This window comes from Luteibacter sp. 9133, assembly GCF_000800155.1.
Classification (GTDB): Bacteria; Pseudomonadota; Gammaproteobacteria; order Xanthomonadales; family Rhodanobacteraceae; genus Luteibacter; species Luteibacter mycovicinus.
Map to the genome: position 1 here is coordinate 1,363,080 of NZ_JUHO01000001.1, position 15,383 is coordinate 1,378,462.

10 protein-coding genes are annotated in these 15,383 nt (G+C 60.2%); all 10 read right to left on the bottom strand.

Annotation, left to right across the window (positions count from 1 at the left end; translation table 11 throughout):
• Positions 1–35 precede the first annotated feature (35 nt).
• The 10 genes from FA87_RS19780 to FA87_RS19795 all read right to left on the bottom strand — a co-directional run bounded on the left by FA87_RS19780 (position 36) and on the right by FA87_RS19795 (position 13,847).
• Positions 36–1,526, bottom strand: coding sequence for an XVIPCD domain-containing protein (locus FA87_RS19780; RefSeq protein ID WP_052191171.1), 1,491 nt, complete (start codon positions 1,524–1,526; stop codon positions 36–38).
• On the bottom strand, positions 1,523–2,182 hold the full coding sequence (locus tag FA87_RS05870; protein WP_043693029.1) for a hypothetical protein: 660 nt from the start codon (positions 2,180–2,182) through the stop codon (positions 1,523–1,525). Before FA87_RS05870 ends, FA87_RS19780 begins: the two co-directional genes overlap by 4 nt.
• Before the next feature lie 13 nt (positions 2,183–2,195).
• Positions 2,196–2,795 carry a hypothetical protein gene (locus tag FA87_RS05875; RefSeq protein ID WP_043693031.1) on the bottom strand — a complete coding sequence of 200 codons (600 nt, stop codon included), beginning with the start codon at positions 2,793–2,795 and terminating at the stop codon, positions 2,196–2,198.
• A gap of 30 nt (positions 2,796–2,825) precedes the next feature.
• Positions 2,826–4,094: an XVIPCD domain-containing protein gene (locus tag FA87_RS05880; protein WP_052191172.1), complete on the bottom strand. Its 1,269-nt coding sequence runs from the start codon at positions 4,092–4,094 to the stop codon at positions 2,826–2,828.
• Between the two features lie 18 nt (positions 4,095–4,112).
• Positions 4,113–4,736: a hypothetical protein gene (locus tag FA87_RS19785; protein ID WP_052191173.1), complete on the bottom strand. Its 624-nt coding sequence runs from the start codon at positions 4,734–4,736 to the stop codon at positions 4,113–4,115.
• Between the two features lie 41 nt (positions 4,737–4,777).
• Positions 4,778–5,806: an XVIPCD domain-containing protein gene (locus FA87_RS05890; RefSeq protein ID WP_081996480.1), complete on the bottom strand. Its 1,029-nt coding sequence runs from the start codon at positions 5,804–5,806 to the stop codon at positions 4,778–4,780.
• A 93-nt stretch (positions 5,807–5,899) separates the two neighbouring features.
• Positions 5,900–7,096 carry a glucosaminidase domain-containing protein gene (locus FA87_RS19790; protein ID WP_052191174.1) on the bottom strand — a complete coding sequence of 399 codons (1,197 nt, stop codon included), beginning with the start codon at positions 7,094–7,096 and terminating at the stop codon, positions 5,900–5,902.
• A 24-nt stretch (positions 7,097–7,120) separates the two neighbouring features.
• Positions 7,121–7,753, bottom strand: coding sequence for a hypothetical protein (locus tag FA87_RS05900; protein WP_043693034.1), 633 nt, complete (start codon positions 7,751–7,753; stop codon positions 7,121–7,123).
• Between the two features lie 3,493 nt (positions 7,754–11,246).
• Positions 11,247–11,576: a hypothetical protein gene (locus FA87_RS20675; protein WP_156128505.1), complete on the bottom strand. Its 330-nt coding sequence runs from the start codon at positions 11,574–11,576 to the stop codon at positions 11,247–11,249.
• Positions 11,577–13,634: 2,058 nt separating this feature from the next.
• Positions 13,635–13,847: a hypothetical protein gene (locus tag FA87_RS19795; protein WP_139382870.1), complete on the bottom strand. Its 213-nt coding sequence runs from the start codon at positions 13,845–13,847 to the stop codon at positions 13,635–13,637.
• Positions 13,848–15,383: the final 1,536 nt, after the last annotated feature.

Here is a 15,383-nt window from a genome sequence, read left to right on the forward strand (position 1 = left end):
AGGGCGAGTCGTCGGTTCATGGTTGGCTCGTGCTCCTATCGGCCCATGGCGGAGCCGTAATGAATCGTCGGCGTTTCGGTCTGCGCGGTTTGCTGCATTGTCGGCGGGTTGTGGTGCGCTACCTGGGGCACCTGCGCGGCGACGGACTGAAGCACGGCGGTGCTTCGATCAATGGACGTGGATATGCCTGTTTCTGTCGGCACCTCCACCATCTTTTTGAAAGGGGAGTTCATATCGCCCTGGACGGCGAACGTACGGCTGAAGTCGTCGTTCATCACGACATGGTCAATCCGGCTAAGCCCGTGCAGGCGTGCTTCGGCTGTCAGCGCACCGGCCAGGTTTTCGCTCATGTGATCGGGCTTACGGCCGGTGCTGGCGTCAATCGCATGCACTCGCTTGAGTGCATCGGTATACATGGCATGGTCTGGGTGACTCGCGTCGGTAAGCCTTGGGGGATGGAGAAGGCGATCGAGCTCGGCTGAGCCCGTGTCTGAACCCCACACGCTCCGTGCAACTGACTCGGGGATCATGTCGAACGCGCGGGCGCCGTGTACGCTTGCGGCAGCGACGTGGCTTGCAGCTGCGTCAATCGCCCGGGAGGCTTCGATGGCCCCCTGTCCAGCCGCTCGTGCCGCTGGCGCGGAGCGGTCGGCGAGTTCGTGGAGATCCCGTTCGACGCGGTTGGCGTACAACGCCGCGGCGTGCACGGCAAGGGACGGGCCGACGATGGCCGGGTTTTCCAATGCGTGCGTGTACGTCTCGCGCGCACGAAGGACATCGGACCGGTAACGGTCGATCATCCCGCTGTTGGCCCGGTAACGCGCTTCACCCTCAGGGCCGATCAACGCCGTTTCTCCCTCCCTCGGAACGAAGTTGCTCATGGAATGCGACTTGAGCGCTATCGCGCTTACCGTGTCGCCCAAGGTGGTGTTCTCACGGCCGTAACCGGCACGCTGCAGCGTGCTGATGTCATCGGCTGTCGCGTAGACGCGCACTTCGCCAAAATGACGGTTCGCTGCGCTGACGGGGTCGCCGGCGCGAACATGGTTAATGACCTGGGTGCCTCCCTCAGGTGCGCCACCTATCAGGCCTGCGGCGCCGTATGCATTGAAGGTCTCGCCTGTGAGGCCGAACTTTGCTGCGTTGAGTTCGGCCAGGCCGCCGCCTAGCGAGTGGCCGGTGACGGTGACGTCCATCGGCTTCCCGGCTGTTTCCGCCTGCTTTTTTGCGTCGGCGAGAACTCCTCGTGTGAATATTTCCGACTCGAACTGCTGGAGGTCCAGGCGGGAGCTCGCCATGCCCAGGTCTATTAAGCCGTCGGATACATCGTCAGTCCCGCGATACGCAATAATGGTCCTTCCGCTCGAGACGTCGCGATAGGCCACAGCGTAGAATCCCGTCAATCCGTCCATTGCTACTCGATCGACGATGTAATCGTGATCGCCGCGCCGAAGTTCCTTCCCTTCGTTAGATACGGTATAGCTGTCGAGAGCCAGTGCCGCGTACTCCCGGGTGCGCGTACTCATCGGCGTGCCTCCCTGGCCGACACTTGCACGGAAAATGTTTCAGAAGGATGCGGGTACGCTGCACGGTTCTCGTTGCCCGTGTTCAGCAATGCAGTGTTTGCGTCGTTGTACGAGGCGAAAGAAAAGTAGTTCGTTATCCCGCGTTCTTCGAAGAACCGCGGAACAAATAATGGCGTGACAAACTGCATTCTTCCATGGGATGCCTTGGCACTTACGGCGACCAGCGACCAGCGGCACAGTCCCTTGGAGAAGTAGTTCTCGTCCTTGATTTGATCGATGTACAGATCGGTCTCGTATACCCCCTCGTTGACTCGGTGAAGGTCTAGCCACAGTTGCTTGCTGGGAAGAATCGTTGCGCCCGAGATGGGCTGCTCAGGAACGCAGTCGCGATTGGTTACCTCGTATTGCGCCGATGCCTTGATGGTATCGAACGCGCCCGGTGCTCCGTTAAAAGCAATGGTCACGACGTAATGCATCGCCGGATGCGGATTTAGTTCGATCTTTGGCTCTTCCATGTTTCCACCACATGCAGTCAGCAAGAGAAACAGGCCGGGGACGGCGACCTGCACGATTTTCCGGGCCACCCTTGCGGGGGTAGCCCAGGTAAACGCGCCAGGGACGAATCGCGCGAAACGGTTGATGCGAATGCTGTTCATAGGACGGGCGCGATCACGCGCCCGTATCTTCGGGTTTCAGCCCCATCGAGTATTCCTCGAGATCCTTGCCGTCGATCCATCCTGTCGCGCAATCGCCCGCGTAGTGGCCATCAGGTTTGAGCGTGCAAGCGGTGCCGCTCACCGGGCGTTTCCACTCCACATGCGTATCCGCGTCCTTGCAGGCGTCGTTGCCCTTGCAGTTCTTCACGGTGGCCGTGGGGACCACCTTTACCAATGCGCGGATGAGTTCGCCTTCTTTGCGCTGAGACGCGAGGAGGCATACGAGCTGGTTCTTGCCGACGTGCGCGACCGGTCTGGCTCCGGCGCTCCTGAAGTTGTCCTGCAGCATCGTTCCCTTATCGTTAGCGATGCCACCGAAGGCCAGGTTCGACGTGCAGTCATCGCCGACGTCGACAGCCTCGCCATCGATAGTGCAGGCGACGTTGCCGTACGAATCCTTGCCGCATGCCACCTTGGAACCGTTTGAAGACGACTGCAGCAGCGATTGGTAGTTCTGTGCATCGGCCTTGGCGGCGAAAGCCGGTGCGGCCGTCACTAGCAGTGGTGCGGCGATGCAGAGGAGGAGGGCGAGGCGATGCCTGGCGATAGTCATAGTTACATCCTTGCTGACGGCCGGAAGGCCTCAGGCGGTCTGGCTCGGCGCATGGGAGGGCGTCGCCTGCGTCGGAACGTTAGTTGCGAGCTGCGACTGCTGAGCCGAAGCTTGCAATGCCTGCTTGCCGCTTTCTTCAAGAGACGTGTTTGCCGCTTGCTGTGTCGACGCTTCGGCAACCTGCTTGAACGGCGAGTTCAGCTCGCCCTGGACGGCGTAGACCTTGCTGGCGTCTTCGTTGAGGACGGCATGGTCGACCCGGGTCATGCCCTGTGCGATGGCTTTGCCGGTAAGGACGCCAGCGATCTGGTCGCTCTGTACATCGGGCGTGCGCTGATGCTGCGCGTCGAGACGATGTACTGCGTCACGCGCCGTCTGGAAGACGGGGTGGGCGGGGTGCGCCGCGCTATCTAGTCGTGGCGTCGCCGTGTGCAGGGCTTGCATCGTGGCTTTGCCGACGATGCCATCGGCTTCGAGGCCGTGCGCACGCTGGAACTTCTCCACCGCTGCCTTGGTGTGTTCGCCGAAGTGACCATCGGGTTTGATCGCGTGGCCGTTCTCGTCCTTGTAACCGAGGCGGCTCAGCGATTCCTGCAGAGCCGTGACCTTGGTGCTCTCGTCACCCTTGCTCAGGGTGTCGGGATGATCAGTCGGAGTGTTTGCAGCCTTTGCGACCGCGTGGGAGGGCTCCGCCTTTGCGTGCGTTGCGACCGGGGCGGCTGTGTCGGCCGGGGCTTTGCCGTGAACCGGTTCGTGGGTACGGAATTCAGGCTTGGCGCGGAGGGCGCCGACGATCTCCATGTCCTTGCCCCAGAACTTGTCCGGCATGATCGTGACGGGAGCGGGGCCGGTCGAGGTCTGGGAGCCGATAAACTGGATGTGGCCCTCGGCGTCGTAGCCCTTGAATATGGCGACGTGCTGGTCAGAGCCATGCTTGCTCTTCAGCATGAGGACGTCGCCGGGCTGCAGGTCGCCCGGCGTCTTTCCCGCGTCGGTCTTCGAGATCACATCGAAATGCTTTTCCGCATACGCGGTCGTGTGATTACCGTTGTACAGCGTGTGCGTACTAAAAGGCTGATCACCCACGTCGTAACCCGCGTTCTTCATTCCTCGCCAGACGAAGGAGGAGCAGTCGACGCCACGGTATCCGTCGCCATCGAGATCCTGTTCCGTGCGGCTGGAGTCGATCAGATGGTTGCCGCGGCTGTTGCTGTGGCGCATATCCGGTCGTCCGTACTCGAACTTGAGCCCGGAGCGGAAAAAATGTTCTTCGGCGGCGTCGAGGATGTCTTTGCTCATTGCGGTCTTCCTTATGCGTCAATGCATGCCCATGGAGAACTGTTCGACTTTGTCTTCGTCTACCCATCCTGCGGCGCAACCACCCGAAAAATCGCCATCGTGGCCGATCCACTTGCATTCGTCGGCTGGCTTCGGCGCGATCCATTGCACGGCATGCGAGGCGCACAGATGGTTGCCCTTGCACGCCGCGACACGCTCGATGGGAAGCGCCTCAACGTAGAGGCGAGTAGTGGCTCCCTCCTTCTCCGCGGTCGCAGCAATGCACAGGAATTGCCCGTCAGCGAGTTGCGCCACCGGTTTTGCCTTGTCGGGAGCAATCGCGTCGCCGAGGGTCGCTCCCGGCTTACGAAGCACCTGACCGAAGAAGCTGTCGCCGCGATCGTCGCACCCGGTCACATCGACGTCATAGCCACCGGCTGTGCAGGCGGGATTGCCGTACTTATCCGTGTGACATTCCACAGTGGACGAGTTGTCCATTTTTGCCAAGCGTGCCTGGAGCGCGGCGGGCGTAAGCTCTGGAGCCGCAGGAGCGCCGGAAGCCATGGTCTGCGCCATCGGCACAAGCAGGGCCAGGAGGAAGGTCAATGCCGACCTCGGGACGGATGGTGCGGTGGCGTGGTCGGGGTTGCGATTTAGCATCATGGATTTCCGGGAAGTTCCGTCAATGGAGGAAGGGGGCGCTCTCAGCGACCGGGTGTTGGGGCGTCTGGCGTTTGCTTCGGACGTTGTTCGTCAGCCGTCGGGGAGCTCAGCTTTGCCACCTCGGCACTGCTCTGCTCAACGGGCGTATTGACGGCCTTCGCCGTATCCACCTCCACCATGCGTTTAAGCGGTGAATTGAGGTCGCCCTGCACGCCATACGCACGGCTGCCATCGTCACTGAGTACGACGTGGTCGATCTTCGTCAGGCCCTGTTTCTTTGCTTCGAGCACGACGGAACCGGCGAGCTGATCGCTCTGCGTATCCGGTGTGCGTCCGTAGTGAGCATCGAGGCGATGGACGGCGGCGCGCGTCGTTTCGAAGAGTGCATGGTCGGGGTGAGCGGGGTTGTCCAGGCGGGCAGGGCTGATCCGGGTCTGCGAGGCAGGTGGCGTCTCCTGGGGCTGGCCCACGTTCCCGTCCGCGAGACGCTGCATCACTTCGGGCGTCAGTCGTCGCTGCCAGTCCTCGAAGCGGTTCTCGCGGTCGTCCAGCCCAGCTGGTCGGCCATTGAGTGCCTGGGTAGCGGCGCGGACATCCTCTCGGGCGTCCTGCGGCACCTGCTTCTCCCAGTACCACGCGGCGATCTTCGAGGCGTGCTGCGGGTCGGCCGCGAGGTCCGGCTGCCTGACCAGATCGAGGTTCAGCGCTTCGCCAGCGGCGCGGTAGTTGTCCTTGCCGATGAGGGGGACGTAGCCGCGGCCGTGATACTTCCATCCGTCGCCCGGCTCGTCGTTGCCGAGACGTCCGCCGTACATCAGTTCGGCCAATTGCTCTGGCTTGCCCATCAGGGCCTGTTTGCGCGCGGCGTCCAGGGCGTCGTTGCCCTCGCGCCATGCTTCGGGCACCGAGATCTGGGAGATGTTTCGCGTATAGCGAAAACTCTCCTCGAGCCGGTTCAGCCCGTTGGATTCGTGAGTGACCTGGGCCATGAAGTTGGCCAGTTCCCTCGGGTGGGTGATCCCTGCGGCCGTCGCATCCGTCAGCACCTGGGTTTCGCGGTCAAGCGGCATCTACAACTCCTGGTTAGCTCCTATGCCGTCGTGCTCCTTGGGGCCTGGCAACTCCGCCGTCCGTGGCGGAAGCCATCAGCGATGGATCAGGAACTACGGGCCGTGATGCGCCGCCGGTGCGGGCGGTGCAGCCGGGGCAGCTTGCTGTGCATGCCCCTGGCTCTGCTGCGCGACCTGCTGGGTCTGGCCCTGCACCGCGTTGCGGGCGAGATGCTCGTCCGCAACCTCGGTGCTCTGGGCGAGTGGTGTATTGAGGCCGCGCATCACATCCACCTCGGCGACCATCTTGAACGGCGAGTTCAGATCGCCCTGAACGCCGTACAGCTTGCTGGCGTTGTCGTTGAGCATGACGTGGTCGATGCGGCACATGTTGGCGGCCGCAGCGGAGGCCACGAGCGAGCCTGCGAGCTGGCCACTCTGCAGCGACGGTTCGCGACCATGCTCGCGGTCGATCTTGTTCACACCGGTTTCCGCCTGCTTGAACATGCCATGGGCCTCGTGCTTCGGATCGGCCATGGTTGTGGCCGGGGCCTTCTGCTGCGCTTCCTTGATCGCTTCCAGCGTCCTGGGGCCGGCGACGCCGTCGTCCTTCAGGTGATGGTCGCGTTGGAAGGCTTTCAGGGCAAGATCGGTGTTGCCGCCGAACTTGCCGTCCGTACCGAGCGGCGTACCGTTGGGGTTGGTATAGCCTAGGTTTTTCAGCGACGTCTGAAGCTCGGTGACGGGGGTACCGACGCTATGCATCCGCAGGTAGTCGTCCTTCGGCTGCGCATGGCTCTTGCCCTGCGCATGGTCGGGTTCGGCCTGACCCGTCGCCAGCGCGATGCCCTTGCGCATGGTGGGGCCGTTGGCGATTTCGATCAGGTTGGCGGCGTACTTAGGATCGGTGGCGTAGCCGGCCGCCTGTAGCGCTTTTGCTTCACCCTCGAGGTTGCCCTTTACGCCGGGATCGAACAGGCCATGCTTCGCGTAAGTCGGGTTTTCCTGGACGAACTTGATGCGGTCCTTGATCGACTCTTCGTACGAGCCATACACCCGGAACTTCGACGTCTCCATGACGTCCTTGCCGTTCTTGTGCTCCCAGGCGGTCACCGACTTCGACTCGCCGTGCCAGCTGGAGTCGGCCTTGATGTTGTACAGATTGTGGGTGCCGTGCAGGGTCTTCTGGCCCCAGCCCGTTTCCGCGGCGGCCTGGGCAAGAAGAAGTCGCTCGGAAACACCGGTTTCCTGCGCGATTTTATGAATCGAGGGATAGATTTCGGCGATGAACTGCTGCTGCGGTGTCGACATCACGTGGCTCCTTGTGTCCGGCGATCAGTGGGATTCGTGCGCGGGCACGGACATCGTGAACGGGATGCGCTTGTTCGCATCGTTCATGAGGAAGTATTGGCCTGAAATCTTCAGCTGGCCGGATACCTCGTGAAAGCCCTCGGTGCCGTTGTCGACCCACGCCGAGTACGCGTCCTCCACACCCGGGAGTTCTTCATCCCGCGTGGTCTTGATCGTGCCGTCGGTGGCCGAGAGCTCGACAACGCTGAGCAGGGTCTGGTTCAGCGAGGTCTGCTGGTGCATGTCCGTCTGGACCAGCACGAACAACGAGTCACCGATGGCGACGCAGTGTGTCGCGCGGTTCTGGTAGCGCCGGGGCGGCAACGGAATCGACTTGATCCACTTGACCTGACGGGAGGTCGGGTTGTCTACATAGACGGTGGCACGCTCGTTCATGCCTTCCTTCGTGACGGCGCCTGCCACGCATTCGCCGCCGTTGAACGGGGTCGATCCGTAAGCACTGAAGGACTTGGGCACCTTCGCAACCGAGGCTGCCGTGGCCGCGGCTGGGGCTGCATCGTAAGCGTGCGCGAGCATCGGGACCCAAACCAGTTGGGCGACCAGAGCAGCCGCGAGGGCCATGGTGCGTACGCGCTTTCCTGAACGATCGATTGTCATGTGTAGCTCCTGTTTGACGAACGGGTAAGTGGTTGGCACGAGGAACCGCGCCTATCCGTAGGGCGGATAACGGTGCCGGCAAATGCGGGCTGAAACGGCTTGAGGTGAACTTGGCGCAGCAAAGGCGCCCGCGAGCATCGGCATGCTCAAGCGGAGAAGAAGCGCGCGCACGGGCGCAGTGCCGGTGTGCACCGGCCTGGAACGGTCAATCGTCACGTGTAACTCCTGTTTGATGATCGCCTGGCTTTGCCTCCTGCTGGCCGATCCCGCCGTCCTGATGGGATGTCGCGGGGCGCCTCAGCGAAGTACCCTGTGCCTTTTTAGCACAGGTACGCTGCTGTCTTCAGCGTCTTGCCGTATTTCCCCATGGCGCCAGTCCATGCCGATCGATGCCTCAGGGGCCCGCGATTCAGGCCTAGCGCTTAGCGAGTATAGATTTTTTTGGAGGCTAAAACCGTGCGGCCCCCGCAATTTCGGGTTGGCGGCGAGCTTAGCGCGGGCGCTGCGAGGCAAATAGCGTGATTGTCAGTAGCAGGGCTTTCATAAGCTTCGGTCGACACCGCCTCACCCTGTCGGTATTCCTTGAGTGGGGGCAGTTTCCGCAAGCGCATTATAAGGGCTGAAATTGCCCTCGAGGGTTGCAGAACCATGCTGCTGATGTCGTCGGTGTTACCGATGCTAGCGCAGGCTTTAGGTCAGTTCACTCGTTCTGAAACACAAAAGCCCCACGCGGGTGCGGTGCGGGCGACTTTCTTCGGTTTGCGCGCTCGTCGGCAGCGCCTTGAGCGCTTGCTTTGACGCTTTTAGCAATCGCGCCGCATGAAGTCGGACGCAGAACGTGATTGGTCAAACGCTGGGAAACAAGTTAACGCCATTATCAGCGAAGGCGCTTATCGAACGCGTACAGGATGTGCACATAGCGTAGACGTCACTTCGCAATCCTTGCCGTTACCGCAATGACGAGGAGCCCGCGTGGATGCCTCATTCGTATCTGTCGTGGTGGCCGGATAGGCCAGTCCGTCGCTTGGTAGTCGATGGCGATCGCACCCCAACGGTCCTCCCACACGGGAGCAGGACCTGCGTTGGTACGCGGAAGATTCGGATTGCCTGATTGCTCGTACGGAGAGCCGGGTGCCGTTGGAGGGATGCATCCGGGATTGCCGGCACCGCACTGTGCCGACCCAAACGGGGTGTAAGCCACCATCAGAAACCATAGTAGGGTCTTGGACTTCACACTTTAAGCTCAGTCGGAGTTCTGAGTGCCCATCTCCGAGGTGTTCGCGGTGGGGATCCCGCCCCCAAGCTCTAATGGGCTAACGTGGATGGTGCGAGTCGACCCGCCTGGGTTGCGTGCTACATCCTGGCCACCCATTCGGGGGCGGGCCGTCAGTGCTGCCGAAGCCAGCGAACGTCGCGAGGTATCTCGCGGCGGCGATGGCCTTCATCAATTGCATCTCTGTAGTGACTATCTTGGACCGTACGACGAGCGCGAACATGGTTCCTATCCTGATAATCGACGACAGTGATCCGAACACATCGTACGACGTTAGCGTAGGTTCTAGGGGTACTGCACTTGCTATAGAGCACGTGGAAAGTATTTTCTGATCTGCAACCACGCAATGCGCGGCGCCCCGGCCGCGCGAGAAAATCCACTGGTCCAGACGGTTACGCTATTAGTATACTCGCCGGGGTACCGTGCATTTACTGTAAATAACCTGGCAGGTCCCCCGGCAGGCAGAAAGTGCTCGCTGTTCCGCAACTCCGGTGGATTCACCAGTGTCCCAGTTCAGGCCGCCCCCGTTTATCTTTTGGGTGAACGCCGCGCATTGGTTGTGAAAAGCAAATATCACTTCGCACTTTACGCCGCCTCCGCGGGCGCACGTTTCAACGGCCAATCGCTCAGCTTCACTGCGGGATTGCCTGTTTTCTACAGTTCCCGCTTCACCGGTGACGTCATCCATAGCGAACGCCCCCCATGTCTCCTCCCATACCGGTTGGGGGCCGACGGACTGGATACCTGACGCACCGCTGTCAGAACCTTGTGAATACGGCGAATTCGGCGCCGTTGGCGGAATGCAGCCTGGGTTACCAGCGCCCGGGATTCCTGGCGCGCATTGCGACCAGGCTGACGAGGCATAGGCGCAAGCAAATAGCAAGAAGGGCAGAGCCTGTTTCATCACGCGATTTCCCAAATTACGTGGAGCTGCCGGTTTTCACCGTATCTGAATTGGTGGGTCGATTATTCCCACATGACCCAACGTGAGTCACCGGCCGCGCTTGATCCCGCTGCGCGGGCTGCGTGTTACCGCTCAAACCCGGCGCACGCGTACTCATTGCATCCGGCCGACGCTGAGCATTGGCACTTGATCTTGCCACCGAGCTAGGATTGCTCACGGTATCAAACGACGAGTACGCTGCAAATGGCCCCAGCTTACCCTGGAAGAGTGCGGCAGCCATCGGCGGCGCCATGACGATGAAAGTGGAAAGCAAGAGACCGACGCCGACCTGCTGTAGTGCTTCGACGATACTTATCCGACCTGGATCTCGCGCTTTTAGCGTACGGGGTGGGGGCGCTGCACTTGCTATAGATCACGTGGCAGTCGTTCCTGATTTGCGGAGAACCCGGTACTGTTGGAGGGATGCATCCTGGATTGCCAGCGCCAGGAATGCCGGCGTCGCACTGTGCCCATGGTGCCAGAGGTGAAAGCAGTACGAGTAACAGCGCGGCTTGGCAACCGTTCGGAATCATTCGATGTCCCATCGGATGTGTTCGTCCGTTGGCCGTCGGTTTGACCACGATCCGTCGTGTGGAGCGTGCAAGAAGTGCTTGTTCATGCTTGATCCGAGTCCCCGAGTCCCCGAGTGCTTCCGAATTCTGCGTAACAAGCGTTCGCCACCCGAAAAACCAATATCTTGACGTTCATATCCACGTCGATACGCATGGGCACGAACTGTCGGCTGCGACGACTTACCAGGCAAAGCTGTGACGCGAACGCAGTCGGTTAGTTCACTCGTTCCGGCATGCTGCAGTCACTATAAACAACGCGGCAAGATGAATCGCCGCATTCGGTCAGTGCGTTCGATTTTGCCATGCTGACGGTTGGCGCAGTTGATGTGCCCATGATTCCGCCGGATGGCTTCTGCGCGATCGCCGCGCACTGGTTGTAATACGACACTGCGATGTCGCACGACGTCCCGCCACTTGAACTGCACTTCTGGAGCGCGTCGTGTTCGGCGGAAGACTTACTCACTGCCCCGGTAACGATACCTACGTGTCCCCGTGGGTCGACCGAGACCGCCCCCCATCTGTCTTCCCATCTGGCAGTCGGAGCAGGTTGGGCCGGAAGCTGATCGCTCCCCTGATAATAAGGCGATCCCTGTTGGGTAGGAGGTACGCAGCCCGGGTTGCCAGCGCCTGGGATTCCAGGAGCACACTGCGCCCACACCGCGCAAGTCATCAGTGTCGCGCTAACGAATGCCAGGAGCTGTTTCATCATTGTGGAGTCTTTCCGGTTCCGGTGAGTGACGTAAATTTACTGCCGTCCTGGACGAATCGGGAGCTACTCGCTCCGGAACATGCGGCGGAATCGAGCGAATCATAGCTAGACTGCCCATCGTGCCTATTTTCCACAATGGTATTTGCAGGCTGAGGTGGCGGCGTAGTCACCGCAGCCTGCTTACCGTGAGCAATGGCCGCCTGATCCTGCCCACCAAGCTGGGATCCGACGCCATTGAGCGACGAGTACGAAGCAAACTGACCCAGCATGCCCTGGAAGAATGCGGCGGCCATCGGCGGTGCTATGGCAATCAGCATCGGTGTCAAGGCCGATGCCACCCAGTTGCAGGGGTACGCTGTCGATCCTGTCGTTGTTGCCGATGCCTGCAAAAGCTCCCGGTCAGTTCACTAGTTCCGACATGCTGCAGCCAGTATAGACAACTCGGCAAGATGAATCGCGGCATTGGGTCAGCGCAGTGGATCTAGCAATGTCAATGGTCGGTGCCGATGCAGTACCCATGGTTCCACCCGACGGTTTTTGAGCGATGGCGGCGAACTGGTCGTGATACGACACAGCGATATCACACGCAGTTCCGCCGTTGTCACTGCACCGCTGAAGGGTTCTTGCTCTGCTGACCACTTACTCACGGCCCCTGTGACTATGCCTGCACGCCCCGATGGAGCGACCGCGACAGCCCCCATCGACGCTCCCAATGGCCAACTGGAGCAGCTGGGGAAGTTTGCGCCGGGAGTTGATCGCTCTCCTGGAAGTATGGGGAAGCCGGTTGCGTTGGAGGTATACAACCGGGATTGCCGGCGCCTGGAATGCCGGGTGCGCACTGTGCCCAGACTGCATCGCTCAAAAATAGCGTGATTGTCAGTAGCAGGACTTTCGTAAGTTTCAGTCGACTCCACCTCACCCTGTTGGAGCTCATTGAGTAGGTGTAGTTTCCGCAAGCGCGTTATAGGAGCTGAAATTGCCCTCAAGGGTTGCAGAACCATGTTGCTGATGTCGTCGGTGGTGCCGATGCTGGCGAAGGCTCTCATTCTGAAACACTGAAGCCACGCGCGGGCGCGCTGCGGAAGACCTGCTTCGGTTTGCATGCTCGTCAGTAGTGCCTTAAGCCCTTGCGTTGAGGCCTGTAGCAAACGCGCCAAATGGACTTGGACAAGGAGTGGCCACAGGCCTAACGTCGAGAGCAGGCCAACACGGTTGTTCGCGCAGCCTCTTACTGAACGCGTGCGGCATATGTACACAGCGTAGCTTTGACTTTGCAAGCCTCGCCGTTACCGCATTTGCGAAAAGCTCGCGCAGTTGCTTCATTCGTATCTTCAGCAGTAGCTGGATATACCAATCCACCGCCCGTTTTCTGAACGATCGCGGCGCACTGGTTTACGAACGATACCGTGACCTCACACCGCGTGCCACCGGAATGCTCGCATCTTTGCATCGCCAGTTGGATAGCTTCGTCTTCTGACCTTCCCTTATCCGCGCCGCCCGCTGCCCCATTTTGATAGTCAATGGCGATCGCACCCCAACGGTCCTCCCACACTGCACCGGGACCTGCGTTGGGAGACGCAAGGTTCGGATCGCCTGGTTGCGTGTACGGAGAGCCAGGTGCTGTTGGAGGGATGCACCCCGGATTGCCGGCGCCAGGAATTCCGGCGCCGCATTGTGCCCATGCTGCCAGAGGTGAAAGCAGTACGAATAACAGCGCGGCTCGGCAACCGTTCCGCATCATTTCATGTCCCATCTGATGTTTTCTCCGCTTGATCGTCCGGATCTACTGAACGCGGACAGGAAGTGCGCACTGGCTATAAAGAATTCTGCATGTTCGCTCATCCCCGCATTTCGCCATGACTCGCGATTCCGCGCGAGATTTTGTAGCTGCAGTCGCGCTGCTAAAGATGCCCTTGGCCGACTGTGTGATGGCGGCACATTGGTTGTAATACGTGAGTACGACCTCACAATGCGTTCCTCCTTGACCCTCACAGTCTAAAAGTGCGGCTCGGCTCGCGCGTTCTTCAGTAGGGCTGTCTGAAACGGACCCGCTCGCGCTTGCTTTGTAATCCATCGCAACGGCGCCCCACCGATCCTCCCATACCGGTGGAGCAGCCGCCGGGGGTAACTCGCCCGAAGCTGGCGTCTGCCCATAGGGTGAGCCGGGAGCGGTGGGCGGGATACAGCCCGGATTTCCGGCACCGGGTATTCCGGGAGCGCATTGCGACCACGCCATAGGAGCGTAAGCAAGGAATGCATAGGTAATCAGGACGAATTTCATCATGCTTGATCGCGATCCGTTGTGCGATATTTAGTGGTATTTTCAGCGGATATAGCACTGCCTGCCGCATGTACGCCGCCCATCTGCGCTTGCTGCCTCTGCGTCAAACGCGAATTCGAGTTGTCCTGACCTCGCGGAGGTGGGCGGCGTACCCCGAATTCCCCACACCCATCCTGCCCTGAGCCATCGCCTGCTGATCCTGATCAGAAAGCTGCGAGTCCATGTTACCGAACGACGAATACGACGCAAACTGCCCCAGCGTGCCCTGGAAAAATGCTGCGGCCATCGGTGGCGCCATGACAATCAGCGTCGACAACAGAAGGCCTGCGCCTCCTGCTGCAAGGCCACGCTGTTGATACCGTCTGTGCTGCCGATATTGTCGAACGTCGCGAGGTACTTTAGCGCGCTTACGAGCACGACGGTCAGGAGGTGCGAGTGAGCTCGCGGTGTCTATGCCGCATACCAACTATCTCCCAATAGTACCTTGGCCTGCTCAAAGAGCAGGCGGATTGATGGGATAGGACCTAAACCAACGACGAAGGCCAAGGTGGCCTTATTTAGTAGCAGCGCGTCGGCTGTGGCGACGTTTTCCATTTGGGCGAGGTCGTCGTATGGACTGGAACGGGCTGGTACGGTCTGCCGTTTGGTTTACTGCTCGATACGGCGCGCGAGGTACCTTGGCGGCATTCCATCACGAAAAGCGGATTGGTATGACCGTGCGTTAAGCGCCCATATCAGTTCACTCGAACGGCATATGTACACACGTTGTACAGGACGCGGCAGTGGCTCTTTCCGCATCGGTTTAGTACCCGAGCGGTCGCCTCAGTAGCGTCGGCGGCGGTGGCGCTGCTAATCACACTGCTGCCCGGTTCCTGAGCGACCGCTGCGCATTGGTTAACGAAGCTGACGACTATTGTGCAGTGGTCGCTGCTGCCACCTGATTCGACGCATCGCTGCGTCGCAACCTTTAGCGCTTCGCTCTTTGAGGTGCCGTCGATGTCGCCACCAGCAGCTCCATTCATACGATCTATCGCGATAGCTCCCCATCGATCCTCCCAGATAGCTGGCGGCGCGGGTGGCGCAACAGCTCCGGTCTCGCCCGGTTGACCGTACGGTGATCCGGGAGCACTCGGAGGTACACATCCTGGATTGCCGGCCCCCGGAATTCCCGGGGCACACTGTCCAAAACTTAGCGGGGAGTAAGCGATCATAAGAATCGCAAATAACCTAAGAGATGTCATGAACGGAATGATCCATCACAATTTGGCGAACGATATTTAATAGAGTCGGCTTGCGCAACCTGTGAGCTGTTTCCCAGATTATTTCCGATATTCAGATTCTGCGCTGCATTCGCACGATATCCACTGGAGTCACCCCCTCCGTCGCCCGAAGTGCGCACAGACGGCATATACCCGGACCCCCGACATGCATCCTACCCTGAGCTATCGCCTGCTGATCCTGCCCCCCCCGGAGCTGGGATCCGACGTTACCGAACGACGAATACGACGCAAACTGCCCCAGCGTGCCCTGGAAGAACGCGGCGGCCATCGGTGGCGGCATGACAAGCAGTGTCGACAACAAGAGACCGACGCCGCCCTGCTGCAGTAATTCGACGATAGTGATCCGACCTGGATCTCAGGCTTTTAGCGTACGGGGTGGGGGACACTGCACTTGCTATAGATCACGTGGCAAGTCGTTCCTGATTTGCAACCATCCAATGCGCGGCGCTCCGCCCGTTCCTGGGTCGCACCAGTGTTACCGTTTATTGCACCGCCACCAGCCTCCTGGACCATGGCGGCGCACTGACTATTAAAAGTCGCCAACACTTTACAGTTGCTTCCACCGTTCCTCC

Coding starts and splice junctions, on each gene's coding strand:
- FA87_RS05890 (WP_081996480.1), bottom strand. CDS start 5,806: ATGCCGCTTGACCGCGAAACCCAGGTGCTGACGGATGCGACGGCCGCA.
- FA87_RS19790 (WP_052191174.1), bottom strand. CDS start 7,096: ATGTCGACACCGCAGCAGCAGTTCATCGCCGAAATCTATCCCTCGATT.
- FA87_RS05900 (WP_043693034.1), bottom strand. CDS start 7,753: ATGACAATCGATCGTTCAGGAAAGCGCGTACGCACCATGGCCCTCGCG.
- FA87_RS05875 (WP_043693031.1), bottom strand. CDS start 2,795: ATGACTATCGCCAGGCATCGCCTCGCCCTCCTCCTCTGCATCGCCGCA.
- FA87_RS19780 (WP_052191171.1), bottom strand. CDS start 1,526: ATGAGTACGCGCACCCGGGAGTACGCGGCACTGGCTCTCGACAGCTAT.
- FA87_RS05880 (WP_052191172.1), bottom strand. CDS start 4,094: ATGAGCAAAGACATCCTCGACGCCGCCGAAGAACATTTTTTCCGCTCC.
- FA87_RS05870 (WP_043693029.1), bottom strand. CDS start 2,182: ATGAACAGCATTCGCATCAACCGTTTCGCGCGATTCGTCCCTGGCGCG.
- FA87_RS19785 (WP_052191173.1), bottom strand. CDS start 4,736: ATGATGCTAAATCGCAACCCCGACCACGCCACCGCACCATCCGTCCCG.